Here is a 25,240-nt window from a genome sequence, read left to right as displayed (position 1 = left end):
TCCTGGAGGAGACGTCTCAATGGCGCTAAGGTACAGAGTGAATCCGAGCTTGGTGCTCACCCTGGTGCCGATCGCAGTGACAACACTGACGCTCTGTATCACCGGATGGCGGTGGCAGGATTTGGCGATCGGCATGCCAGCACGGATCGCCTATTGGTTCCTTCGAGCGGTTCCTCTTCCCAATCTCGTGCTCGGACCTATCGCCTCACTTCTGACGGTTTGGGCATTGCCACTGCATCGCCGTCGGCCGATCGCTTCCACGAGCCTACTCTGCTTTTTATGCGTGGCAGGCTTTTACGCCCTGCGGGAATATGCCCGTCTCGCTCCATGGGTGAAGAATGGTGTCATCACATGGAACGAGGCTCTCACTTATCTCGACGCCTTCGCGGTTGCCGGGACGATTCTCGGATTTGGTATTGTCGCAATCTCCGCGCGCATCTCGATCGTCGTTTCCAATCCGATCAAACGCGCCAAGCGCGGCATCTTCGGCGATGCCGATTGGCTGCTCATGCCGGAGGTGGCCAAGATCTTCCCCTCGGACGGGGAGATCGTCATCGGCGAGCGCTACCGCGTCGACCGTGACCGCGTGCATGCGCTGCCTTTTGATCCGAACGATTACGGGACTTGGGGGCAAGGTGGCAAGGCGCCGCTCATGACCTTCAATCAGAATTTCGATTCCACCCATATGTTGTTCTTCGCGGGCTCCGGCGGCTTCAAGACGACCAGCAACGTCATCCCGACGGCGCTGCGCTACCGAGGGCCGCTGATCTGCCTCGATCCATCGACGGAGGTCGCACCGATGGTTCTCGAACATCGCGCCCATGCGCTCGGCCGCGAAGTCATGGTACTCGACCCCACCAATCCGGTCATGGGCTTCAACGTTCTTGATGGGATCGAGAGATCGACGCGCAAGGAAGAGGACATCGTTGGTATCGCCCATATGCTTTTGTCAGAAAGCCTGCGCTTCGACACCTCGACTGGCTCCTATTTCCAGAACCAGGCGCACAATCTACTAACTGGTCTTCTGGCGCATGTGATGCTGTCGCCAGATTATGCCGGCCGCCGCAACTTGCGCAGCCTGCGTCTAATCGTTTCCGAGCCGGAACCGTCGGTGCTTGCCATGCTGCGCGACATCCAAGAAAATTCCGCGTCCGCCTTTATTCGCGAGACGCTAGGCGTCTTCACCAACATGACGGAGCAGACTTTCTCCGGGGTCTATTCGACCGCATCCAAGGATACGCAATGGCTGTCGCTCAACAATTATGCCGCGCTTGTCTGCGGTGATGCGTTCAAATCGAGCGACATCGCTTCTGGACGGAAGGACGTCTTCCTCAATATCCCCGCTTCGATCCTGCGCTCCTATCCGGGCATTGGCCGGGTGATCATCGGCTCGCTGATCAATGCCATGGTCCAGGCCGACGGCGACTTCTACCACCGAGTGCTCTTCATGCTCGATGAGGTCGATTTGCTGGGCTACATCCGTATTCTTGAAGAAGCACGGGACCGCGGGCGCAAATACGGCATCACACTGATGCTGATGTACCAATCTGTCAGCCAACTCGAGCGTCACTTTGGCAAGGACGGAGCGACCTCCTGGATCGAAGGCTGCGCCTTCACATCCTACGCCGCAATCAAGGCGCTCGATACGGCACGCAATGTCTCGGCCCAATGCGGAGAGATGACCGTCGAGGTTCAAGGACGTTCGCGCAATGTCGGTTGGAGCAACGCGAATAGCAGTGGCCGCAAATCCGAAAGCATCAGTTTCCAACGCCGGCCGCTGATCATGCCGCACGAAATCACCCAGTCGATGCGCAAGGACGAGCAGATCATCATCGTCCAGGGCCACAGTCCCATTCGCTGCGGACGAGCGATCTATTTCCGACGCAAGGAGATGGATAAGGCGGCGAAGGTCAATCGCTTTTTAAAATTCTAGGCTTTGTCGTTGACCACGAAGCCAGTAACGAATTCCGGCAGCCAGCGGTCATAGAGCGTGACCTGGCAATGATTTTTCTGTTGTGCGATTTGCTCGACAAGGTACGAGACGGCATGCCCCCAGGGCATAGGCCAGGTGACGAATTAAAATCGTTAGCGATAGATCGCCCTGCTTTTGCCGCCTAAGTGCGCCGGATATAGGACTTTTCTCCGGTTGAAATCGGGAAGTGAAAGCGACACCGGAAGAGCGAAACGGCGGCCGCGACCTCAGGTTTTTCAGCCCGGCGAACACATCATGCGGAAGCTGGTTCTCGACCTTCACGCGCGTCTTCTAGGTTGACAAACGCGTAGTGACTATCATTTTCCACGACTTGCTCTATATCGGTTTTTCCAGCACGTCCTAAAGCCGCCATTCTCGCGGTCGTGAATGAGTGGAACAACAACAAGCCAGCTGACAACGAGCTAAGTTATTCTGCGCGGGAATAAAATGCGGGTCCTACATTTCTTCAAGACGTATTGGCCAGATACCTTCGGAGGCGTCGAGCGGACGATTCATGCGATTATCAGGGGCGCCTCCACAAAGGGTATAGAATCCGACGTCCTATCGCTGAGCAAAATTCCAACAGAAAACACAGTCAAATTTCACGGGTACATGGCCTATAAATCCAAGCTCGATTTTGAGTTTGCATCAACTGGATTTTCGCGCGACGTCTTCGGAAGGTTTCGCGAGCTGTCAAATATGGCCGATATTGTTCACTACCATTTTCCCTGGCCACTGATGGACCTAGTTCATCTTGTTCATCCTCCCCATAAGCCGACCGTTGTTACCTACCACTCCGATATCGTGAAGCAAAAGTTTCTGTTGAAACTGTACAGGCCGCTAATGCACCGCTTCCTCGATAGCGTCGACAGGATCGTCGCCACGTCGCCAAACTATCTCGCAACCAGCGATGTACTGCAGCGCTACAAAGAGAAGACGATCATCATTCCATTGGGGCTCGACGAAGCGGAATACCCCAGGGCGGAGGAAGACACCAAGGCGCGCTGGCGCGAGCGTCTACCCCGGCCATTCTTCCTTTTTGTCGGTGTTCTGCGCTACTACAAAGGCGTCCATATTCTACTGGAGGCCGCGAAGAGGACTAATCTGGATATTGTCATCGTGGGAGACGGTCCGATGGATCGTTCGTTGCAAAAATATGCAAATGTCAACAATCTGGCAAACGTGTCCTTTCTTGGCGCGTTGCCAGACATCGACAAATCTGCCCTTTTCGAACTGTGTACCGGCTTCGTATTCCCTTCCCATTTACGCTCGGAGGCCTTTGGCCTTTCCTTAGTCGAGGCCGCCATGTTCGGCAAACCTATGGTTTCCTGCGAGATCGGAACCGGAACAAGTTTCGTCAATGTCGAAGGAAAGACGGGGGTCGTCGTCCTCCCCAACGACGCAGAAGCCTTGGCAACGGCAATGAATGCCATAGCCAATGACCGCATACGTTCAGCCAACCTAGGCAGCGCGGCACGGACGCGCTACCAGGAAAATTTCACCGCAGAGCGTATGGGGAACGCCTATGCGGAGCTTTATCGGGACCTGTTGGCACGGCCATAGGCCTGTTCTTCGCGAAAATTCGTATAGCAAGGCCTCATTTCGAAGCTCTGCTTTTCAATAATTTGAGATATTCTCTCCCGCAATTTTGAGTGCTGTAACGATCCATCGTCTGCTTGGCAGCGATAACAAGCTGTCCGCGTTTTTCAGCGTTGCTCGCGCAATCTCTAAGGGCTTCCGCCGCCGAACCTACATCCGGCTCGAACCAAATTTGATCCTGATAAAATGGATAGTCCCCAAATAGCACGGGAAGCGTTTCGCCGCTCACGAGCCAGCTATTCTTATCGTTCATAAAATCCATATTGCCAGAATATGCGGATGCCACGACCGGAATTCCCAACGCCATCGCCTCCGCCATAAGACGTCCAAACCCTTCCGCCCGATGCAGCGACAAGACCACGTCACAACACTGCAGCAGTTCGTAATACTCGAGGCGATCCATGACCGTGTTGCGGATGATAATGCGCGGATCCTGCGCGGCCTTGCGCATGCATTCGCGCCAAAGCGAATCGTCGTGCACATTCATTGCCTTGACAATCAGCCGCGCCTTGCGGTGGGTTTCACGGGGGAAAGCCGATTGAAACGCAAGGATAGCGCCCAAGGGATTTTTGCGTGAGATAGAGGAGGCTCCATCGAAACTGGTGAAGACGACGAAGCTGTCGTCCTCTAGGCCAAAATTTGATCGCGAAACTGTGGGGAGCTCGGGCACCATCACGGGCAGCGGCACCCTGATGACAGGCTTGTCCGTCGCGCCTCGAAATGCACGAGCTGAATGTTCCGAGTGGCACCAGATCTCGTCGACCAATTCCATTGCCATTCTGGCGGGCGGCGGAAACCGTTCCAGCTCCCATTGCCAGAAACCGATTTTTCGTCGAGCGGAAAAGGCGCTAGGGCCGACCTTGTTTAGCAACGTTAGAGTATCGAAGGCCGGCATGACGTAGATCATCACGTCACCGTCGAAAGTAGCCGAATGTGCATCAATGGAGGGTTCGTCGATTGCTTGACGTGCAGAAATTTGCCACGGGGCTTGGATAACTTCTGGTGCGATTCCCACGGTAGTTAATGATGACCGCAGCAACCGAATATCCTCTCCAAGGCCAAACTCGCCTTTAGGGTATCCGATCAGTGCAACATTGTTAGAGAAATTGGGCGGCGAGACTCCATGCTTCGTCGCAAATACGTCGGAGGTATTCGATATATTTCGCGCCGATTCCTGGCGAGCGACTTCGTCCTGCTCTAAAATTAGGTCTGACTCTAGTCGACCGAAGTATTCAGCTCGGCCATTAGAGATCCACCATTGCTCGATCTGCGTTCGTCCTTCTAACGTTGAGATATCGGCAAACTCGCGCAGATCTATCCTGTTCATGTAAATCAATGTTAAAAACGTTGACGGATTTTCAAGATCGATAGTGATTCTTCTTTGCACAAATGGGATGTTAGTCTGGTAACATATTTGTTTCTTATTTATTGCCGTGGGCATATACACCGTAAGGCTGACAAACAGTTTGTATAAAAGGCTAGAAAACGCAGAGTCATCGGGTAATTTATTTACAGCCGTGCACTGTAATAAAGAAATTGCCTCTGCTTTTCTAAGCCAATTGGATTGTCCAAAGTATTCTTTGTAGCCGTAGGACAGCCACCAATCCCAGCAATCAGAAATTCCTTCTCGTGTAGAAACATCCCAGAGGGCCTGCAAATCGTAACGATGTCGTAGAACAAGTTGGAGAAGACCGGTTAACTCAATTTCAGGAGATGCGTCCAGAAACTTTGTCATAGGGGCCAGGTGGAGTTCCTCAATGATTGTCTGGTCTGTAACATCCCTGACCCCAGGAAACTCGCTACGACCGGCCGACAGCCACCAATACATGAGGTCGTCCAACCCTTCGTCAGAGCCAATGTCGTAGGCCATTTGAAAACCCGCGCCAGCACCGACCCAGACACCAATCAGCGACTTGGGTACACTATACTTAAATGTTCTATTGAACACGAACGTTTCGGACATCATTTGCGATCCGCCACCTTTGCCTGCTTTTTTGTTGCCGTCGCCTGAACGCGACGCTCTCTGCTGTAGTCTTGAATTGCGATCTACCACCAATCGTAGCGGACCTGTCCACCGAGTGAAATATGTCAATCCACTCACTAAGGACCGACGTCCGGAAGGTTTTCACTTAGCAGATTGGATTTCGATTTCGAATGGTATATCCAAAGGCGAAACTGCTGAACGAGTCAGATAGATGGTTTTTAAGAGTTTACCACGCGGTGGCTCGTCGGAAAATTCGGCAATAGGGCATCAGCAGCTTCAAATGACGGCTCTGTCAAGGTAGAGAAAATTGGCGTGAAAGATATTTCCGAGCGTGAAAAAAAAGCCATCGAGCGCTATTTCGATGAAAACTTTTATGTTTTGTCCCAGGAAGCAAGACGCTTGGGCATGAGGGCCGTCGATCACTATATCGAAATCGGGGAACAACAGGGGCTTTCTCCTAATGCTGATTTTGATCCAGTCTTTTACGCAAAAAAGAATCCGGACGTCGCAAATTCAAAATATACCTTGTTCGGACATTATGCCCTGTATGGCCTTGCAGAGGGCCGAATAAGCCGCAGCACAGTCAGCAATCTAGCGTACGACGACTCAAAATTTGACCCGAACCTCGATACTGTACTGGTTCTTGCGCACGAGGCCACTCGTACGGGTGCGCCTATCCTCGGACTAAACATCATCAATGAACTGAGGGATTCATATAACGTCATAGCAGTGGTGATGAAGACGGGTTCGATACTTCCGTCTTTTGAAAAAAGTGCGGCAGCCACTATCATCATCCCACCGGGCGTCGCATTGGATGGGTGGGAGGGGAAGGCGCTAGTTGAGCAACTCGTGGCGCGATATCGGCCCTTGTACGCAGTAGCGAATAGTTCCGTAACGAAGTCTTTGGCAGTTCATTTGGAACAATTTGGCGTACCCGTTGTGGCGCTTGTCCACGAATTTGCCATGGATTCTCCTCCTCTCGGATCATTGGATGAACTTTATCAAAAGGCATCTCACATAGTCTTTCCTACCAGAATTGTCGCAGAAGATTCTCAAGCGATGTATCCGCTGTTGCGCGGGCGCAATGTACTGGTTTTTCCTCAGGGGCCGTCTGTCATCCCGGCCAAATCGGACGAATTTGCGAAAGAAAGCGGGACTGTTGACAGACCCTTTGCCAAGGATGGTCGTTTTACCGTATTTGGTATGGGCACCATTACCTACCGCAAGGGAGTGGACTTATTCGTATCAGTGGCCGATTTCCTTTATCGAGAGTTGAATCGAGACGATTTCAGGTTCATTTGGATAGGCCACCACAATCCGGGGGATGTGCGCTACAAGCTCGCTATCGAAGCTCACATCAAGAAAAGCGGGCTTGAGAGTGTTTTTGAGTTCCTCGACGAAGTCGATGATCTAACGCCGTATTTCAATGCTGCAGATCTTTTGTTTTTGAGCTCTCGTATTGATCCGCTTCCCAATGTTGCAATTGACGCGGCTCTCGCGGGGGTCCCAATTTTATGCTTTAAAGACGCAACCGGTTTTGCCGACATTTTGGAACAAGACGCTGCAACAAGCTTCCTAGTCGCCCCATACGTTAGGGTTGATAGGGCTGCAAAAATCATTGGTGATTTAATTGACAAAAGGGCAGAGTCGAGTGCGCTCTCAAAGTCACTAAAGCAATACGCCAAAAAGACATTCGACATGAAATCATATGTTGCGCGGATTGATCAGTTGGGAAGGCAAGCAGCGTCGGCAATAAAGCAGATCGAATCGGATGTTACGAGAGTTGTCGACGCTAAGGCATTCGACAAGGCATTCTACTTTGGCGAACACGGTTTGGCGTTCGACGACACCACTGCCGTGAAGCGATATATGAATGGTGTACGCCTCGCGTGGCCATTGAGCCGCAGAGATGCGGGCATTTTCGTTCGCAGGCCGATGGTTGGCTTTAACCCTCTGATTTACGATCTAAACAATCCGAATGATTCTGGTAGTTTCAGAGATCCTTTGACTGACTTTTTGGCGAAGGGAAAGCCAGCCGGACCGTGGTCCCATTACGTCATCAGGCCGTCTGAGGCGGTGTTGGAACCTAACTTGCGTGTGGCGGTCCACGGTCATTTCCACTACACGGATTTGCTGGATGAATTTCTACAATGCCTCGAAGTAAATGAGACGAAGCCGGATCTTTTTATTACCACGACGAGTGAGGAAAAGGTTCGAGAAATTCAAGCGACTCTTGGTAAAACACGATGGAGTGCAAAAGACGTTTGGACCGTACCGAACAAGGGGCGCGACATATTTTCCTTCATCAAGGATATGCCGGAGCGCCTTGGGCGGCATTACGATATTGTCGGGCACCTCCACGGAAAAAAGAGCGGCCATGTGGAAACTGCCGTGGGCGATCGCTGGCGGAATTTTGCCTGGCAACATTTGTTGGGCAATAAATATCCAATGCTTGACATTATCGCTGCCGCCTTTGCTGACCACCCGAATATTGGCCTAGTCTTTCCGGAGGATCCTCACTTGAATGGCTGGGATTTGAACGAGGCGGTAGGTATAGAGTTGGCGAAAAGGATCGGCTTGACCAAGCCGCTTCCAACACATTTTGACTTTCCGATCGGGACTATGTTTTGGGCGAGACCAGAGGCGCTTAAGCCGCTATTTGAAATGAAGCTAGACTTATCGGAAATTCCTGCCGAGCCTCTTCCTATTGACGGAACCATTCTCCACGCACTTGAGCGCTTGATACCATTCGCGGTGGAAAAGGCGGGTTTTGCGTACGCGACTACGCACGTGGCTGGCGTAAACAGATGACATCGCATGTTATATTTGGAGGCGCAGGCTTTATCGGGCGTCACGTGGCAAGAGCGTTGATCGCTCGGGGAGAAGACGTGACCGTCGTCGTGCGGTCGGCGTATCCCGCCAGTGCGGGCATCAAGCAGCCGAAGGTCGTAATGCCCAATCTTTCGACAGCGGTTGCCTCTGATTTTGACAGGCTGATCGGGGACGCCGAGATCGTACATAACTACGCGTGGAGCACTATTCCCCAAACCGCAAACGCGGAACCCTTGGAAGATTTAGTCGACAATGTTGGACTGACGATTAATATTCTTGAGGCAATGCGGCGCCGCGGTGGCGGGCGTTTGATTTTCACATCTTCTGGGGGAACGGTCTACGGAAGATTGCATACCATCCCCGTTCCCGAGACGCATGAACTCGCCCCCCTCACGGCATACGGAGCCTCGAAGGTCTCCGCCGAGACCTACATCAAATTCTATAATCGTCTATATGGGTTGGATACGCGAATTGCGCGCGTGGCAAATCCTTATGGGGCTGGCCAAATGGTTACACGTCCACAGGGCGTGCTGACTACCATGGTCCACCGGGCACTATCTCACCAGACGATCGAGATATGGGGAGACGGTGAGGTCGTCCGCGACTTTATTCACGTCTCAGACGCTGTGAGCGGTCTGCTGTCTTTGGCCGATGCGCTGCCAAACCAAGACCTAGTTCCGCCGATTTTCAACATAGGCAGCGGCAAAGGTTGTAGTATAAACGAAATTCTGGTGAGTATAGAACGACGCTTAGAAAAGAAACTGCAAGTCGTTCGCAAGCCCGGCCGCGCGTTTGATATTCCAATCAGCGTACTTGATATAGCGAAAATGGAAAGAGAGTTTGGATGGAGGCCGAAACTTACCCTCGAGGCTGGCATCTACCATATGCTCGATGACCTCCAGGAGGATCCGGCCCGGTTGTTTTCTTCGCTCATCTAAGCGGAAGGAAGCTATACTTCCTTCCGACTCTCATGGGTTGCTTTATGTCAGTGTTTGAGCCAGAAGCTCCACCATCTGCCTTGTGGGCGTTGGCTGCAAATGCTTTTGCCGGATGCGTTCCGTGATTTGACCACTTGCCCCACGGGTCAATGCAATTTCGACCGCATTTGCAAGTCCGCCCCAGTTCCCGGGCTCGATATAGGTCAGCGAATCCCCGAACATTTCTCGTGACCATGGATGGTCGTTGATGAGCATCGGGCTTCCCGCCAGTGCTGCTTCCAACGAAGAAAAGCCTGGGGAATCGTCTCCCAGTTCGAGATAGAGCGAGCAACTTTGCATGGCCGAGCGGAGGATCTCGGATGCAGGCTGCATAAAGGGGAGGAACCGCACATTCTCCCCGGCAGCCGCGCGGCACTTATCGTAATAATGCTTGTCGGCATAACCTCCGATAAATACCAACGGGATTTCGCTGTCGCTCAACGCTTTGATTGCTTCGAGTTGACGCTTGTGTTGCGCCAGTTGTCCGACCCAGAGAATGTACTGGTCAACACCGTACGCCGACTGGAAAAGTCCGTCTTCAGCGGGTTTCGCAAAACCTGGCGCGATACCGGGAGGTATGATCGCAACTTTATCAGCACTCACCGCAAAATTTTTCAGGCAAAGTTCCTTCTCCACCTTTGTGCGCAGGACAACCAGATCGGCAAGATCCAGATGACGTTGCACCACCTCATGCGCGCTATGCTTTTGGTCGAAGAAATTGAAGTTGGGTATAAGGACAATCGGCTTGCCCGCCGCCTTTATGTCAGACAGCAATCCTTCCCCGCCGCCATGCGCGGAAAAATGGATAACGGCGTCATAGGCGCTAAGGCGTCGAGAATTCGGGCCGTAGAGATCTGCCCGAACACCTACATCATTGATATAGTCGGCTAATTGATGCAGCTCGGTCTCACCCCCTCCGGGGGCAAGGAAAGCCTGGTGATAGGTGGTTAACAAGAGCCGCAACGATTAAGTCCTTGTGGTATTCTATTTTAAACGTGAGACATGATCCTATTGGTTTCCTCTGAACGATTCCAGTTGTCCGCAGACGAAAACCAGATCTTTTACCGCTGGAACGATGTTTTTCAAACGTTCTCCTCGCGCCGGTTCATTGCTGAAAAGACGGCGTCACTGCTGGAACCAAGGCATACCCGGCCGAGGATTGCCATTTTCAAATGACATTGGGAAAAACTTGAAGTGGAGGCGCCAGCCGCTTCCGCACATTCGCGACGACATCTGGAAGTATGTTTCCATTTCGTCTGAATTTCCGCCCTCCTTGTCCCACTGGTCCACCTTATCGCCAAAGAGTCGAACAAGATCGCGCTCAAATTGGAACAAACAGCAATCGTAGATTCTCTCCCTGTCGGCAGGATAGAATAAGGCCTTTATTTCCGGATGCTTTGCGAGGAATATCGATACCGTTCTCTCAAGAACAAACGGAAGGGAACCGCAACCATGGGCAGCGACTCCGTAATAATCCTGCGTTTCATGCAGAAATGAATAGAGCTCTTGTCCGAGGTCCTCTTGGGAAAGATTAAGTATTGGAAGGATCATTCCTTCCATATATTGTTCCCAAAATAATGAATTTCCAAACCAATAACTACAGCAAGAAAGTATATTGTTGGTGTGGTGCCCCTGTGCCGCCAAATCGTATTTCAAGCCGGCCTTATCCAGGACGCGCTGTGTCTTTTGCGTAAAATTTGGATCCCTGGTGTTTTCGGAAAACTGCCATAAATTTTTGTGCGTATAGGCAAATTGTGGAAACGGGTTGACCACATATACATCGTATCCGGGATTGTCCTGGATCCACGAGTCCACCTCAATCCCGTCTAAGAGGCTTTTGCCTTGGAACCGCGTCGATACGGCGCCGACGATATCAGCGCTCTTGTAACTGCCATTGGCGTACATTTCGCGGAAAATTTGGAATTCGCGCAAACCTGGTTCCGGATTGTGCCGAAAATCAAGCGGTTCGAACCCCTTCTGGACCTGGGCGAAATGCTTGTCGAAGATACAATTCTGGAGAAGGCGGGTTTTCATGAACGAAGTCGGTCCTAGTTCCTAATGCGCTGGATGTGGTCAATGATTTAGTGCCTCCTAGCGGACTTGTCCATCAATGAGGCCATTCATTCCAGAATCCACGATGTCTTACCGTTGCAATGACCATTGGGTTCAAGTACCAATGCTCGCCGCGAGAAGCGCCAACAACCTAATTGCTACACGGTAAATATGCTACAGCCAAAATACAAAGGTATCATCCTCGCCGGCGGCAAGGGAACACGGCTTTATCCAGCGACGATCTCCATCAGCAAGCAGTTGCTGCCGGTGTATGACAAGCCGATGATCTACTATCCGCTCAGTACGCTGATGATCGCTGGAATCACAGAGGTGTTGATCATCTCCACACCGAGTGCATTGCCCCTCTATCAGGAATTGCTGGGATCCGGCGAAACGCTGGGTATGCGTTTCGAGTACGCGATACAGGCGGAGGCCCGCGGTCTTGCCGAGGCTTTCATCATTGGAGAGCGCTTTATCGGCGATGCGTGCGCGGCCCTCGCGCTTGGAGACAATATCTTCTATGGCACCGGCGTGGGCACGAGCGTGCGGCAGGCGAGCGAGCGGGATTCCGGTGCGACCGTTTTTGCCTATTCCGTAAGCGACCCGGAGCGTTACGGGATCGTCGAGTTTGCCGAAGATAAGACAACCCCGATCTCCATCGTCGAAAAGCCGAAGAATCCGAGAAGCCACTTCGCCGTTACCGGGCTTTATTTCTACGACAACGACGTCATCGAGATATCGAAAGGCATCAAGCCCTCTCCCCGCGGCGAGCTTGAGATCACAACGGTCAACGACGTCTATCTGCAGAACGGGAAGCTTTTCGTCGAGAAGCTCGGTCGCGGCAACGCATGGTTCGACACCGGGACCCATGATAGTCTTCTTGAATCAAGCCAATTCGTGCACACGATCGAAAAACGCCAAGGCCAGAAGATCGCATGTATTGAGGAAATCGCCTGGCGCATGGGCTTCATCGATGACGAGCAGCTCGAACAATTGGCTCATCCGCTTGTGTCGAGCGGCTATGGAAAGTACCTGCTGAGCCTAATTCCGCGATAGTTTCCCTATACGCGGAATTGGACTGATCCGCCGTCTAGTAGCGGAAATTGTGATCGACGTCAGCAAAGCGCGTGGCGGTGGCATCCTTTGGCGAAAGCAGCACGGCAAGTTTGGGCCAGTCTATAGCAACGTCAGGATCGTTCCATAGGAGCGATCGCTCGGACGCGGCATCCCAGTATCCCGTCTGCCGGTAGGAGACGAGGGTATCATCCTCCAGCGCCATGAAGCCATGTGCGAAGCCCTCTGGGACGTAAAACATGTGGTTGTCCGTGCCGGCAAGCTCCGTACCCGTCCATTTGCCGTAGGTCGGCGATCCCAGCCGCAGATCCACGGCAACATCGAATATCCGCCCGTGAACGCAACGGACCAGCTTTCCGACCGCGTTTGGATTGACCTGGTAGTGCAGGCCGCGAACGACTCCTTTTGAAGAGCGTGATTGATTGTCCTGTACAAATTGCGGCAACCCAAGTTCCTGGAACGCGGAGGCGCGAAACGTCTCAGTAAACGAGCCGCGATCGTCTCCGAATTCCCTGTGTTCCAAGAGCAGGACGTCGGGAATAGCCTGTGGAATAGCCTTGAAGTTCATTTTTTTCCTTTCCTGGAGATGGCGATCGCGCTAGCAGCTTTGACGTCGATGCAGATCCGATATAGGGACACTCCCTTCAGTACAAGGTAGTGCGGAGAGCTTTCATGCGCAAAACAGCAATGGTCACTGGGGGAGCGGGCTTTATAGGATCAGCAGTCTGTCGATATCTCATTGGCGAAACAGACTACGATGTGGTCAATCTGGATCTGTTGACCTATGCTGGTGATCTTCGCTCGCTCGATTCCATCAAATCCAATCCGCGCTTCTCGACCATTCAAGGTGACATCGGTGATAGTGCGCTCGTGGGTGAAATCCTGCAACGCCACCGCCCGTCGGTCATTCTGCATCTCGCGGCGGAGTCTCACGTCGACCGTTCTATAGATGGAGCGGCGCCGTTCATCGAGACCAATATCGTCGGCACCTTCCGGCTTCTAGAAGCCGTCCGCGCCTATTGGTCGGCACTCCCAGCGGCCGAGCAGACGGAATTCCGTTTTCTGCATGTCTCGACAGACGAGGTGTATGGTACACTGGGCGACGAGGGACTTTTCTCGGAAACGACGCCCTATTCGCCAAACTCGCCTTATTCTGCATCGAAGGCTGCGTCGGACCATCTGGTCAACGCCTGGCATCATACCTACGGCCTGCCGATTGTCATTTCGAATTGCTCAAACAACTATGGTCCGTTCCAGTTTCCGGAAAAGCTCATCCCGCGTATGATCACGACCGCGCTGGAGCATGGCTCGTTGCCGGTATACGGCGCTGGAAACAATGTCCGCGACTGGTTGCATGTGGACGATCATGCTTCCGCTTTATGGCTTGTGGCGACGAAGGGCCGCCTTGGTGAAAAATACAATATCGGTGGGCGCAACGAGCGCCGCAACGTCGATGTCGTTCGCACCATTTGCTCCCTGTTGGACGAGTTGGGGCCTCCTGCGCCGCAAGGGGGGTATGAGAGCCTGATCACCTACGTAACCGACCGCCTCGGTCACGATCACCGCTATGCAATAGATGCAACGAAGATCGAAACCGAACTCGGCTGGAAAGCGAAGTATGATTTCGACCACGGTCTGCGTGCCACCATCTTGTGGTATCTTTCCAACGAGTGGTGGTGGCGGCCGCACAAGGATGCTGCCGAGGCCCTCTATAAGGCGAAAGCAAAGTGACACTCTTAATCTTGGGTAAGAATGGACAGGTTGCTACGGCCCTTGCGGAACTGGCCGAGGAACGCGGCCTCGAATGGGTTGCATGGGGTCGGGGCGAGCTCGACCTTTCGGATCTCGACCAGACATACGTAGCGATCATGAAGTCGGGAGCGTCAGCCATCGTAAACGCTGCGGCTTACACCGCTGTGGATAAAGCGGAGAGCGAGGCTGCGTCGGCGATGCGCCTGAACGCGGATGCCCCAGCGATCGTCGCGCAGGCGGCAAGGGAGCTCGATGTCCCCTTTGTGCATATCTCTACAGATTACGTCTTTTCGGGCGACAAAACGACGCCCTATACCGAAGACGATGCGATATCGCCGATCAGCACTTACGGCCTCAGCAAGGCCGAAGGCGAGAAGCGAGTGCGTGAGGTCTATTCGGCAGCCACCATCCTGCGCACCGCCTGGGTTTTTCACGAGAGCGGAAGCAACTTCGTCAAGACGATGCTTCGCCTTGGCGGGGAGCGCAAAGAACTGCGCGTGGTCGCCGATCAGCATGGCAATCCGACCTATGCGGGCGATATCGCCTTGGCCTGCTTGAAGATTGTTGAGATAGCAAAGGCTCGCTCGCGTAGCGTCGCGGGCACGTTCCATTTCGCCGGTCGGGGATATACGACATGGCATGGGTTTGCCGAGGCAATCTTCGCCGAAGCAGCGGCGCACGGATGGGTAGTGCCCGACCGTGTGACAGCAATCTCGACTGCCGAATATCCGACGCCTGCGAAACGACCGGCCAATTCACGTTTTGACTGCAGTCGGATCGCCAGCGTGCTGGAAATTGAAGCACCGCACTGGCGCGACTCTTTAGCCCATTGCCTACAGCGGTTGGCGGCGACCAGGAGTTGATCGCTCCTGCATCAAGGCAGGAAAGCCGAGGCCTTCTTTTGCTCCCATTTGCTCATTAGTTGGAGCTTGTGGGATGGATGACCGGATGCTTTTGATCTCGAGAAGAGGATAATTTATATGTTAGTTGAGACACAGGCGACGAGCCCGTTGAATCCGTCGTGGTCTGAACCGACTGAGTCCTTGCAGATACAGAAATCGCCACCTGGGGTGTATAACAACATCAAGTTGGCCTATTTCCTGGCTTGGTACGATGTGCGGCACCGCTACGCCAGATCGGTGATCGGCCCGTTTTGGATCACGCTTCAGACGGCAATTTTCGCAGGCTGCATTGGCTTTGTCTTTAGCGCTATATCGAACGTCTCCGTTCCCGAGTTCCTGCCCTATTTTGCGGTCAGTTTCGTCATGTGGAACTTTTTGGCCGGTGCGACCAACAATGCGACGACGACCCTGCTGGGTGCGGGCGGGTTCATCAAGGATCGAGGGCTGCCTGCCTATGTCTTCTATGTCCAGTGCTTTTTCCGGCACCTACTGTTTCTCGCGCACAACATCGTCGTTCCGATTGTTCTTTTCATCTTTCTCGGCGGGGCTACGTTCCTCGGTCTCCTCATGGCTCTTCCAGGGCTGATCATTTTCATGGCGGTCACGCTCTGCCTGTCGCTCGTGGCAGGAACGCTTGCCACGCGCTATCGCGACGTGCAGCCGTTGGTCGAGTCATTTATGAACTTGGCCTTCCTTGCGTCTCCAATCATGTGGAAACCGCATGTCGTCGCGGGTCGCGACTATCTGCTGCACTATAACCCGGTGGTGCATTTGCTCGCGATCTGGCGGGAGCCATTGTTGAACGGCGCCATGCCTTGGCATAGTTTTATCGTGTCGCTGGGAATCCTTGCAATTCTCGCCCTGTTGAGCTGGTTTGCGCTGACGCGCCTGCGCAACGCAGCTTTTTGGATCTGAACAATGGCTACGATCACGCTTAAGAAAGTCACGCTTGACTATCCGATCTACGACCTGAACGACAAGTCTCTGAAGAGGCTTTTGCTGTCCGCCGCGGGTGGATCTACGGAGAAAACAGCGGTCATCCGCGCCCTTCACGAGATCGACTTTGAAGTCAAAGCCGGGGAACGCATCGGGCTGTACGGGCCAAACGGTTCCGGCAAGACAACGCTGTTGCGTACGATCGCGGGTATTTTTCCAATATCCGGAGGCAACATCTCCGTCACCGGTCAGATGACGCCTTTGCTCGGGCTTGCGATCGGCGCCAATATGGAAATTTCGGCCGAGGACAACATCAAGCTCTTGCTCCGCGTGGATGGTATCAAACCAACGAAAGAGCTTGTCGATTCGATCTGGGAGTTCACGGACCTGGACGAGAAGATGCGCCGCATGCCCTTGCGCACGTTCTCTTCGGGCATGCTGATGCGCGTGCTTTTCTCAGTCTCGACGGCGTTCTCACCGGAGATCCTTCTTCTGGATGAATGGCTGAGCGTCGTTGATGAAACCTTTTCCAAGAAGGCCGAGAGACGCATGGAGGATCTGGTTTCCCGTTCGAAGATCCTCATCATTGCATCCCACAACATGAAAATGCTTGAGCGCGTTTGCACACGCATCGTGCGGTTGGAACAGGGGCATATCAAATCCGATGAAGCCGTCGTGCCGGCGCGGAAGCTTGATGGTGTGGAGACGCCTGCAACTGCGGCTAGCTGAGCCACAATATAGAGAGAACAGCTTTGAGCACAGTGCACATTCATGCCCGGGATATCGTTTTGAACGACGCCGTCGGCAGCTTCGCGCGGCAGATCGCCATTCTAGCGGAGAAAGCAGGGCACGATGTTCGGCTTTGGGCTGAACATACAGACGTTCAAGAGCCTCATCCTGTTGAAACCCGGTCGGCGTTCTGGACGGCAGTCCAGCCGCAGGATGTCATCTTTTTCAATCATTCGATCTTCGATCCTGCGCTCGACGACATTGTCGCCCTATCGAATGCCAAGATTGTCTATTTTCACAATATCACACCGCCTGATTTGATTGATCGTGCTGACGAGCGAACAATCGAGAATTGCCGGTTGGGCCTTGAGCAGCGTCCGCTTCTTGCCAAGTTCGATATCATCATGGTCAATTCGGAAGCGACGGCGAAGTGTCTGCTGGAGGCGTTCGATGCGGATGCTCTAGCGCGTCACAAGGACCGGATTGTCATCTGCCCGCCGCTCATCGGCGCGGACCGGTGGAATGCTGTTCAGGCCGAAGATCTCCGGGCTGCATCGGACAAACTAAATCTCCTCTATGTCGGGCGCATCGTTGCACATAAGGGCGTCCTCGATATTGTCGATATCGCCGGAGAGCTAGCGGCGCTGAAGATACCGATCGCACTCGATATCGTCGGTGGTCCCGCAAACGGCCCCTATGTCGATCTTGTCAAGGCGCGCGCAAAGGCGATCGAGGAAAACGATGGCGTGCCTGTCACCTTCCATCACGGGATATCGGATCGCCAATTGAAGGCGCTCTATGAAATGACGACGGCCTGCATCGCGCACTCGTCTCACGAAGGGTTCTGCGTGCCCGCCCTCGATGCGCTGGCCTTTGATAGACCGATGTTCGTCACTCCCGTTGCAGCAATATTGGAAGTGTTGGGGCCTGCGGCATTGCTGATTCCGCAGGATGACAAGGCAGCGGCTGCCGCGGCAATCGCGGCTTTTCTCATGGATGGCGACCACGCTGGCCACGCCTCCGTGCGGAAAAAACGCTTTGAGGAACTGCGGACGGAGGCTGACGGCGGGCTCGTCCTGGCTGCCATCGAAGGGTTGGGAGCGGCCTGATGCGCATTGTCTATGCGACTTATCCCTGGGCATTCGAAACACCGGGCGGTGGCGAAATACAGCTGCTGAAATATGAACAGTATCTGTTGAACGCCGGCGCGGATGTCGTGCGGCACGATCCTTGGCGTGGCGATCTCGACAAGGCGGACATATTTCATTTTTTCTCGTGTATGGGCGGCTCCGTACATCTGTGCAACTACGCCAAGGCGCGGGGAATTCCTCTCGTCATTTCCGCCAGCCTCTGGCTGACGGAAGAAACCAAGCATCTCTACCCAATCGCCGAAATCGCCGCGCAGCTTTCCTTGGCCGATGCGATCGTTACCAATGGCGATGTGGAAAGCGACCGTATCTCGACCATACTCGGTCTATCGCGCGAACGCTTCCACACGGTGCGCAATGCCTGCGATCCGTGGTTCGGGGAGCCGGTTGACCCTGGGCTTTTCCGCTCCGCCTTCGAGGTTGATGGGCCGTTTGTGCTCAATGTCGGCAATATCGAGCCACGCAAGAACCAGTTGGCATTGATCCGCGCAGCAAAGCAGGCCGGCAAGCCATTGATACTCTTTGGCCATATCCGAGACGCAGAATATGGTGAGGCTTGTCTCGCTGAGGCCGGTCCGAATGTCCGCCATTTGGGCGCGCTCGATCACGATAGCCCGTTGCTGCGGTCTGCATATGCTGCTTGCGAGGTTTTCTGTCTGCCTTCGACGTTGGAGACGCCAGGCCTTGCTGCTTTGGAGGCATCGGCTGCAGGTGCCCGCCTCGTGGTCACCGGCGAAGGCTCCACCCGTGAGTATTTTGGGGATCATGCTCTGTATGTCGACAGCGACGATGTAGAGGGAATTGCCGTTGCGTTGATAAAGGCAGCAGAAACGCCGCCATCGGAGCCGTTGCGGCGCCATGTAAACAAGAATTTTACCTGGAATCGAGCCGTCGAGCCGTTGCTGGAGCTCTACCACAGGCTTGCGGCTGCGCGTTGACAGGCAAGTCTATTTGCCGTTACCACGGCACATTTCACGCGGAATTTCAAAGGCTGGAAGACAATGATTCTTAGCGCTCTTCGGAACGGCATTCGCGGGGCCTTGGCGACGGTCATCGTCTACCCTCTCACAGAGCGCTACGAGGCTCGCGATATTCGCAGCAAAACGAGATGGGCTAGAGAAGAGATCGACCGCCCGTTCGCAGAGCGGCGTGCGCGTGCCACCGCGCGCCTTGCCGAAACGATCCTCTTTGCTGGCGCCAAGGTGCCGTACTATCGTGATCTGTTCAGTTCGATCGGCTTCGATCCGGCGAAGGTAGCTGTGGACCCCCGATATATCGAGGATCTGCCATATCTGACGAAGGATATCATTCGCGAACAGGGCCAAAGGCTGCTGCGTGAGGATCGGGACGGCATGCGGATTCATGTGGCCAAGACCGGTGGTTCGACCGGACCGTCCGCTCATATCTACTATGACCAGGAGGCGGCCGACTGGTCTTCTGCCATCACCCAGGAAAGTCGCCGTCGAGTCGGAAATACGCACTGGCGCAGCGAGCTGCATTTCGCCTCGAAATTTCCGGAGGTATTTCCGTGGCGGGACCGCATGCGTGAGCATGTGAAGTGCTTTGCCATGAACCGCGACAATATCTTCTTCGCAACATTCGCAAGCGAGGAACTCGAACAGATCTGGCGCAGAATAAAGTCGATCCGGCCCCATCTGGCGCACGCCCATCCGTCTACCGCCGATCAGCTCGCAGCCCATGTCGAGGCGACCCGCGGCAAGGACAAAGGGTTCCAGATATTCGAATCCTCCGGCGAGTTGCTCGAGGCGCGGCAGCGAGAGCGTATCGAACGGGTGCTGCAATGTCAGGTGATTGATCGCTATGGCTTGGCCGAAGCGGGCGTCATCGCCTACCAGATCGACCCAAAGAGTTCCGACATGCGATTTTACGAGTTTTTCGCATGGCCGGAGTTGCGGGCCGAAGAGGAAACAGGACTGGCGGATATCCCTGAAGGTGCCCGCAGCGGTGAGTTGGTGATAACGCCGCTTTTCAACAGGATGATGCCGCTGTTGCGTTATCGCACCGGCGACAACGCCATCCTGGCGCAGCAGCCGAACGGCATCGTCATTCCCCGTATGGTTGGCCGAGTTCACGACGTGATCATGCTGGGTGGCACGCCCCTCCCTACCCACTTTATCCAGGACGTGCTTGATCGCGTCGGTGGCATTCGCGAATTCCAGATTCAGATGCTCCATGGCAAACCGGTGTTTCGGCTTGTGCCGGAGGATACCGCCGACACAAATGCAATCCGGGAACGCATTGCCTCGTGGTGGGCCGACGATGTCGAAGTCGAGTTCATCACGCCAGCTGACCTGAAGCTGGTCGGCTCGCGCCAGAAATTCAGGCATTTCGTACCAGAAGAGGCATCGGGCCAATGATCACCGTATTTGCAGGTAGACCTGATGATACCGCCACCGAGACCGTCGCGGAAGCATTCCGCCGATCGGTGACACGGGGTCTGGTGACAGTGGCATCCGACGATCCCGTGCCGGCAATCGTAGACGGCGATGTTTATGTCTTCATCTCGCCCCGGGTGGATCAAGCGCCCCTGGTCGCTGCGGCTTCTAGGTCAAACGCCAAGGTTCTGCTATTTGGTCGCTTGCCCGACAACGTCGCATCCTTGGCGGGGCTGGCAGCGCCGGCCCCCCTGGCTTCCGGATGGGCCGATGCGGCGGCGTGCCCGCCGACGCCAATCTATACGACGACGCAATCATCGGCGGTGGTCAGCTGGAACAAGCATCCCCTGGCGAATGCATCACCATTTTCGTCACGACCTTTCTTGCGGTTTGACTATGCCGACGAATGGAACAACCTAGGATACGGACGGATCACCGCCGATGGCGGTCCATGGTCCATTGCGATGACGATTGAAGCCCTCGGTGCGACGACGCTCGCAGTCGCTTCTGCACCCGGTATTACAGAGGATATACCATTCGTCACCTTGCTGGAGAACGAGACGGCGTCCATCCTCTGGTGGAATCGTCCAGTGGGTCCGGTTGACAGCGCCGAATGGGCCGTGATCGAGGCGTTCCTCGCGGATTGGCGGCACGAGGACAGGCCGTGCATACCGGTCATTGGGGAAATTCCGCACGGATATGACGCGGCAGTGACGATGCGCCTGGATTGCGATGAAGACATTGCGTCCGCGCGGCCCTTGTTCGAACTCTACCGTGCGCGCGGCCTGCCGTTCTCGGTGGCGATCAAGACTGCTCAGGAAGACAAGGACGAGCACGTCACGCTGATGAAGGAGGTTCTGGATGCCGGCGGCGCTGTTCTCTCGCACTCTGTGACGCATGCGCCCCGCTGGGGAGGCTCCGGGGAAGCCTGTGAGATAGAAGCGCGAACCTCTTCGGACTGGCTCGAGCAGCGCCTGCCGGGCTTGACCGTGCGCTATGCCGTATCGCCCTTCCATCAGAATCCCGCCTACGTGCCGGAAGCGCTGAAGCGCGCGGGGCTGCAAGGTTTCGTTGGCGGTATCATCGCCAACGATCCGGAAATGCTGATGGCCAAGGGGGGAACCATACCGGGTGACAGGTCGGGGGTTGTTACGCACAGCCAACAGTGCATGTTGCATGGTGATTGTATTCTGAGGGAAGGGGATCCATTGGCGATCAACAAGCAAGCGTTCACGGCGGCGGTTACCGCCGGGAACCTGTTTGGCTATCTCGATCATCCATTCTCGCCGCGCTACGACTACGGGTGGGGGTCTGAGGAACATCGCCTGTCGCGGCATTGTGAGTTTATCGACCATATCGAATTGGAAATGGCGGGTCGTCCGATCCTTTGGCTCAATGAAGAGGATACCTTGGACTGGATCGCGGCCAAGATGCGCCTGACGATGCGGGAAACGAATAAAGGCTTCGGACTGACGGAAGGTACCGCGGTTGGAGCTCCGTCAGGTCTCGCATTCTCTGTCCGCTGGCGCGGCGCCACCGTGGCATTGGCGGATTTTGTCGATGGCTGAAATCGGCGTGCGTCATGTCATGGTCATCGTCGGTACGCGCCCTGAGGCAGTCAAGATGGCGCCAGTCATCAAGGCTCTTTACGCGCGGCCGGAGGCTTTTCGCTGTACAGTGGTCTCGACGGGACAACATCGTGAGATGTTGCGCCAGACATTGACCAGCTTCGGGCTTTCCGTTGATGTCGATCTGGACATCATGCAGCCCGATCAAACGCTTGCCTCGTTGACAGGGGCTGCGATTGGCGCATGCGAAAAGATCTTTCAAGCTGCAAGACCGGACGTCGTCCTTGTGCAGGGGGACACGACGACGGTTCTTTCGGCATCATTGGCTGCACATTACGCACAGATTCCAGTTGGTCATGTGGAAGCGGGTCTGCGGACCTATGAACGCTACAATCCATTTCCGGAGGAAATGAACCGCAAGCTTGTCACGTCATTGGCTACCCTGCATTTTGCGCCGACAGCGCGGTCGGCACGACAATTGTGGAAGGAAGGCGTCCCTCCATCCAAGGTCTTCGTTACCGGCAACACCGTCGTCGATGCGTTGGAAGAGCTTCGAGGCAGAGTGACCACCGGTGACGTATCGCCCGCCGTCAGGGAGCGGGTGGCGCGAAGCCAGGGACGGTTCGTGCTCGTGACATGCCACCGGCGGGAAAGCTTTGCGCATGACCTCAATGTCATTGTCGACGCGATCGCCATGCTGGCCGACCGCTTCCCCGATCGCACGTTCTTTTTTCCCGTGCACCTAAATCCAAATGTCCGCGCACTGGTGATGCCAAGGCTCAATGGGATCGAGAATGTCGTGCTGGCGGATCCGGTGCCCTATGCAGATATTCTCTTTTGTCTCTCGTCTGCGGAATTGGTGCTGACGGACTCAGGTGGATTGCAGGAGGAGGCTCCCTCATTCGGCGTGCCGGTGATCGTGTTGCGCAGGACGACGGAGAGACCAGAGGGGGTACGCGCCGGCTTCTCTCGCCTAGTGCCGATCGAGCGGGAAAATATTGTTTCCCTGGCTAGTTCCTGGCTGCGGTCTCATCGCAAGGCAAGGCTGGCCGGAAGACCCAATCCTTACGGAGACGGCAATGCGGCAGCGCGGATCGTCGACATACTGTCGAAGGAGCCGTTGCGATGACCGGTGGCGATAAACGAATGACATTCCTCATGTTTTCGACAGCGGATTGGGCAGCACCTTACTGGACGAACAAGCAGCATATCGCCGACCGCTTGGCCAAGCGAGGCCATCAAGTCCTCTATATCGAGTCACCCGGAATTCGTGCCCCTAGAGCCAATGCGCGTGATCTGTTCCGCATATGGGACCGCCTGAAGAGAGCGTTCATTCCCCCAAAGAAAGTTGACCAAACGCTCTGGGTCTATGCGCCGCTGACAATTCCATTCGGTCACAAGAGCAGATTTGTCCGAGTTTTCAATCGGTGGCTGCTTAGCTCAGCGATCCGCAAATGGCTGAAGCACAACCGCAATGGTGATGATGTTATCGTCTGGACCTATCACCCGTATATTGACGGCATCATGGACGGGTTGCCAGTGCGGTCTACAATTTACCACTGCGTCGACGACCTTGCCGCCATCCCTGGCGTGGACGCCGATACGTTTCGAAAAGCGGAGATGACGCTTCTCGAAAGAGCGGATCGTGTCTTTACGACAAGCCCCTATCTTCAGTCTCACTGTGCGGCCGTGGCCGGAGGGCGCAGTGTCTACGAGCGCAACGTCGCCGATATCGAGCATTTTTCGCAGGCGAGACATGCTGGAACAATCCCTGCCGAGTTGGCTAAAATTAGTGGGCCGAAGCTGTGCTACACAGGAGTTTTGTCCGACTACAAGCTCGATTTCTCGCTCGTGGAACAATGCGCCATTGCTCGGCCCGACTGGAATTGGATCTTCATCGGAGACGAGCCGGAGGGCCAAAAAAGTCCTGTCGTTGGCCGCTTGAAAGAACTGCCCAACGTTTATTTTCTTGGGTACAGGTCCTATGACACTCTGCCGAACTATTTGCGCGGGACAGATATTGCAGTCCTTCCTAACCTAACAACAGGTTATATGTCGGGTGTTTTCCCGATGAAGTTATATGAGTATATGGCGGCAGGGAGACCCATCATCTCCACAGCCATTGGCGCGCTTGCCGATATCAGAGATCAAGTTGCCGTAGCGAGCGATCCAACGGAGTGGATTTATAACGCCGAAAAATTACTTACCTCACCACCTGAGGCTATCGGACTGCATGATCCAAGGCTTCTAAATTTTAGCTGGGAAGCGCGACTGGATCGAATGCTTGAACTAATATGAAGAAAAATGTCTCTGACCCGCGTTGTCGCTTTCACTTCCCGATTTCAATCGGAGAAATATCCTATATCCTTGCACTTAGGCGATAACAGCAGACCGATCTATCGCTGACGATTTCAATTCGTCACCTGGATTATACCATTGAATAATCGAGTTTTACGGATGGCTCGCAAGATACAGGAAAACTGATGGTCGCCGCCACCGCCTGGTGCGCGCTTGCCGTTAGAGACCTGATTTGAGACCAGTGAAGGGGAGGCGCGTCCCTCTTTTTGATATTATGCGCGCTACCTGATAGCCCTGCATTCAGTCGATGGCAGGGCCTAGTTAGCGCAGGCCCTGCCGGTATAGGGCGTACCGGTTTCTCTGCCTTCGGTCAGTTGCCCCGAGATGCCGTCAATGACGTACAGCAAACGCCTACTTGCAACGTGTCTGCCATCCCGTGACGAAGGGCGCGAGCAATCGATTCCACATTTTTCGCCAAATGAGCCTCGCATGACAGGTGTGACCGGTCCAATTGGTATGTTTGGCGCAATGCAGGGCATATCATCGGCCGAGATCAATCAGCTTTTGCGCGATGGCGCGGTGCTGGACTAACGCAGCTTCCAATGACAGGGTCGGATTAATCTCCTGCCATCACAACCAAAAACCGGCGATGATCAGCAATATGCCGCCAACGATGACGGCAGCAACCCCTAGCGCACTTTTCCATTCCGGTTCGATAGGCGGGAAATCCTCGTTCATCGCATTTACTACCCCTTGAGGCGACAAAAGCAGGTACGATGGAAAAAACGTCTCGCTTACCCATAGCCCCATGGGCAAGCCTCGCTGAGCGTATCACGTCCTTAAGGCTCGCCCAAGCGCCCTTTCCTTGTTCGGATTCCCCATCAGAAGGATCACATTATGGACCAAGCGACCTGATCGATGATCGGGAGGGCGATCTCACAGCCGGAGAGGATGCCGGCCGCTGCGATCAGCCTTATGGACCACGCACGGCGAAGTACCCGGCCCGCCTCAGGGATTAGTT

General features: G+C 54.6%; 19 protein-coding genes. 15 read left to right on the top strand and 4 right to left on the bottom strand.

Annotation, left to right across the window (positions count from 1 at the left end):
* Positions 1-19 precede the first annotated feature (19 nt).
* Together traG and RRH01S_RS26250 are read left to right on the top strand one after the other, a co-directional pair.
* On the top strand, positions 20-1,933 hold the full coding sequence (gene traG / locus RRH01S_RS26255; protein WP_042475337.1) for a Ti-type conjugative transfer system protein TraG: 1,914 nt from the start codon (positions 20-22) through the stop codon (positions 1,931-1,933).
* Positions 1,934-2,419: 486 nt separating this feature from the next.
* The gene (locus RRH01S_RS26250) at positions 2,420-3,535 is read left to right on the top strand and encodes a glycosyltransferase family 4 protein (RefSeq protein ID WP_042475335.1); all 1,116 of its coding nucleotides are present in this window, start codon (positions 2,420-2,422) and stop codon (positions 3,533-3,535) included.
* 34 nt (positions 3,536-3,569) lie between these two features.
* Here the strand turns inward: RRH01S_RS26250 and RRH01S_RS26245 are convergent, their stop codons facing one another.
* Positions 3,570-5,534, bottom strand: a complete 1,965-nt coding sequence (locus tag RRH01S_RS26245; protein ID WP_161600013.1) for a glycosyltransferase family 4 protein — start codon at positions 5,532-5,534, stop codon at positions 3,570-3,572.
* 333 nt (positions 5,535-5,867) lie between these two features.
* Between RRH01S_RS26245 and RRH01S_RS26240 the strand changes: the two genes are divergently transcribed.
* A complete protein-coding gene (locus RRH01S_RS26240; RefSeq protein WP_042475329.1) occupies positions 5,868-8,366 on the top strand; it encodes a rhamnan synthesis F family protein in 2,499 nt (832 codons plus the stop codon).
* A complete protein-coding gene (locus RRH01S_RS26235; RefSeq protein WP_042475325.1) occupies positions 8,363-9,325 on the top strand; it encodes an NAD-dependent epimerase/dehydratase family protein in 963 nt (320 codons plus the stop codon). The genes RRH01S_RS26240 and RRH01S_RS26235 overlap by 4 nt, the downstream gene beginning before the upstream one ends.
* A 42-nt stretch (positions 9,326-9,367) precedes the next feature.
* On the opposite strand, the gene RRH01S_RS26230 is transcribed toward RRH01S_RS26235, so the two are convergent.
* Positions 9,368-10,327 (bottom strand): glycosyltransferase, encoded by a 960-nt coding sequence (locus RRH01S_RS26230; protein ID WP_042475323.1) that lies wholly within the window; start codon positions 10,325-10,327, stop codon positions 9,368-9,370.
* Positions 10,328-10,489: 162 nt separating this feature from the next.
* Positions 10,490-11,398 (bottom strand): hypothetical protein, encoded by a 909-nt coding sequence (locus tag RRH01S_RS26225; RefSeq protein WP_042475320.1) that lies wholly within the window; start codon positions 11,396-11,398, stop codon positions 10,490-10,492.
* Positions 11,399-11,587: 189 nt separating this feature from the next.
* On the opposite strand from RRH01S_RS26225, the gene rfbA reads away from it, so the two are divergent.
* A complete protein-coding gene (rfbA, locus tag RRH01S_RS26220; protein WP_042475316.1) occupies positions 11,588-12,472 on the top strand; it encodes a glucose-1-phosphate thymidylyltransferase RfbA in 885 nt (294 codons plus the stop codon).
* Positions 12,473-12,506: 34 nt separating this feature from the next.
* On the opposite strand, the gene rfbC is transcribed toward rfbA, so the two are convergent.
* Positions 12,507-13,058 (bottom strand): dTDP-4-dehydrorhamnose 3,5-epimerase, encoded by a 552-nt coding sequence (gene rfbC, locus RRH01S_RS26215; protein ID WP_042475313.1) that lies wholly within the window; start codon positions 13,056-13,058, stop codon positions 12,507-12,509.
* Between the two features lie 104 nt (positions 13,059-13,162).
* Here rfbC and rfbB point away from each other — a divergent pair, with 104 nt between their 5' ends.
* The 10 genes from rfbB (at position 13,163) to RRH01S_RS26165 (ending at position 24,219) form a co-directional block, all read left to right on the top strand.
* Positions 13,163-14,221, top strand: coding sequence for a dTDP-glucose 4,6-dehydratase (rfbB, locus tag RRH01S_RS26210; RefSeq protein WP_042475310.1), 1,059 nt, complete (start codon positions 13,163-13,165; stop codon positions 14,219-14,221).
* Positions 14,218-15,105 (top strand): dTDP-4-dehydrorhamnose reductase, encoded by an 888-nt coding sequence (gene rfbD / locus RRH01S_RS26205; protein ID WP_042475306.1) that lies wholly within the window; start codon positions 14,218-14,220, stop codon positions 15,103-15,105. Before rfbB ends, rfbD begins: the two co-directional genes overlap by 4 nt.
* A gap of 117 nt (positions 15,106-15,222) precedes the next feature.
* Positions 15,223-16,059, top strand: a complete 837-nt coding sequence (locus tag RRH01S_RS26200; protein ID WP_042475301.1) for an ABC transporter permease — start codon at positions 15,223-15,225, stop codon at positions 16,057-16,059.
* A 3-nt stretch (positions 16,060-16,062) separates the two neighbouring features.
* Complete coding sequence (locus tag RRH01S_RS26195; protein WP_042475299.1) at positions 16,063-16,809, top strand: ABC transporter ATP-binding protein; 747 nt, start codon at positions 16,063-16,065, stop codon at positions 16,807-16,809.
* A 59-nt stretch (positions 16,810-16,868) separates the two neighbouring features.
* Positions 16,869-17,918 (top strand): glycosyltransferase, encoded by a 1,050-nt coding sequence (locus RRH01S_RS26190; protein ID WP_234711748.1) that lies wholly within the window; start codon positions 16,869-16,871, stop codon positions 17,916-17,918.
* Entirely contained in the window at positions 17,918-18,895 is a 978-nt protein-coding gene (locus tag RRH01S_RS26185; protein ID WP_042475292.1) for a glycosyltransferase, read from the top strand. Before RRH01S_RS26190 ends, RRH01S_RS26185 begins: the two co-directional genes overlap by 1 nt.
* A gap of 63 nt (positions 18,896-18,958) precedes the next feature.
* Positions 18,959-20,335: a phenylacetate--CoA ligase family protein gene (locus tag RRH01S_RS26180; RefSeq protein ID WP_042475289.1), complete on the top strand. Its 1,377-nt coding sequence runs from the start codon at positions 18,959-18,961 to the stop codon at positions 20,333-20,335.
* Entirely contained in the window at positions 20,332-21,921 is a 1,590-nt protein-coding gene (locus tag RRH01S_RS26175; RefSeq protein WP_042475287.1) for a polysaccharide deacetylase family protein, read from the top strand. Before RRH01S_RS26180 ends, RRH01S_RS26175 begins: the two co-directional genes overlap by 4 nt.
* Entirely contained in the window at positions 21,914-23,050 is a 1,137-nt protein-coding gene (gene wecB / locus RRH01S_RS26170; RefSeq protein ID WP_042475285.1) for a non-hydrolyzing UDP-N-acetylglucosamine 2-epimerase, read from the top strand. Before RRH01S_RS26175 ends, wecB begins: the two co-directional genes overlap by 8 nt.
* The gene (locus RRH01S_RS26165; protein ID WP_042475283.1) at positions 23,047-24,219 is read left to right on the top strand and encodes a glycosyltransferase; all 1,173 of its coding nucleotides are present in this window, start codon (positions 23,047-23,049) and stop codon (positions 24,217-24,219) included. Before wecB ends, RRH01S_RS26165 begins: the two co-directional genes overlap by 4 nt.
* Positions 24,220-25,240 lie beyond the last annotated feature (1,021 nt).

This window comes from Rhizobium rhizogenes NBRC 13257 (assembly GCF_000696095.1).
Lineage (GTDB): Bacteria > Pseudomonadota > Alphaproteobacteria > Rhizobiales > Rhizobiaceae > Rhizobium > Rhizobium rhizogenes.
Note: the sequence above shows the minus strand (reverse complement) of the source record. Positions and strands in the feature narration are given on the sequence as shown.

Excerpts from the sequence above, each read along its gene's own strand:
- rfbA (WP_042475316.1), top strand. The coding sequence starts at position 11,588 with ATGCTACAGCCAAAATACAAAGGTATCATCCTCGCCGGCGGCAAGGGA.
- RRH01S_RS26165 (WP_042475283.1), top strand. The coding sequence starts at position 23,047 with ATGACCGGTGGCGATAAACGAATGACATTCCTCATGTTTTCGACAGCG.
- RRH01S_RS26180 (WP_042475289.1), top strand. The coding sequence starts at position 18,959 with ATGATTCTTAGCGCTCTTCGGAACGGCATTCGCGGGGCCTTGGCGACG.
- RRH01S_RS26175 (WP_042475287.1), top strand. The coding sequence starts at position 20,332 with ATGATCACCGTATTTGCAGGTAGACCTGATGATACCGCCACCGAGACC.
- traG (WP_042475337.1), top strand. The coding sequence starts at position 20 with ATGGCGCTAAGGTACAGAGTGAATCCGAGCTTGGTGCTCACCCTGGTG.
- RRH01S_RS26200 (WP_042475301.1), top strand. The coding sequence starts at position 15,223 with ATGTTAGTTGAGACACAGGCGACGAGCCCGTTGAATCCGTCGTGGTCT.
- RRH01S_RS26225 (WP_042475320.1), bottom strand. The coding sequence starts at position 11,398 with ATGAAAACCCGCCTTCTCCAGAATTGTATCTTCGACAAGCATTTCGCC.
- rfbC (WP_042475313.1), bottom strand. The coding sequence starts at position 13,058 with ATGAACTTCAAGGCTATTCCACAGGCTATTCCCGACGTCCTGCTCTTG.
- RRH01S_RS26245 (WP_161600013.1), bottom strand. The coding sequence starts at position 5,534 with ATGTCCGAAACGTTCGTGTTCAATAGAACATTTAAGTATAGTGTACCC.
- RRH01S_RS26185 (WP_042475292.1), top strand. The coding sequence starts at position 17,918 with ATGCGCATTGTCTATGCGACTTATCCCTGGGCATTCGAAACACCGGGC.
- rfbB (WP_042475310.1), top strand. The coding sequence starts at position 13,163 with ATGCGCAAAACAGCAATGGTCACTGGGGGAGCGGGCTTTATAGGATCA.
- RRH01S_RS26235 (WP_042475325.1), top strand. The coding sequence starts at position 8,363 with ATGACATCGCATGTTATATTTGGAGGCGCAGGCTTTATCGGGCGTCAC.
- RRH01S_RS26195 (WP_042475299.1), top strand. The coding sequence starts at position 16,063 with ATGGCTACGATCACGCTTAAGAAAGTCACGCTTGACTATCCGATCTAC.
- RRH01S_RS26250 (WP_042475335.1), top strand. The coding sequence starts at position 2,420 with ATGCGGGTCCTACATTTCTTCAAGACGTATTGGCCAGATACCTTCGGA.
- wecB (WP_042475285.1), top strand. The coding sequence starts at position 21,914 with ATGGCTGAAATCGGCGTGCGTCATGTCATGGTCATCGTCGGTACGCGC.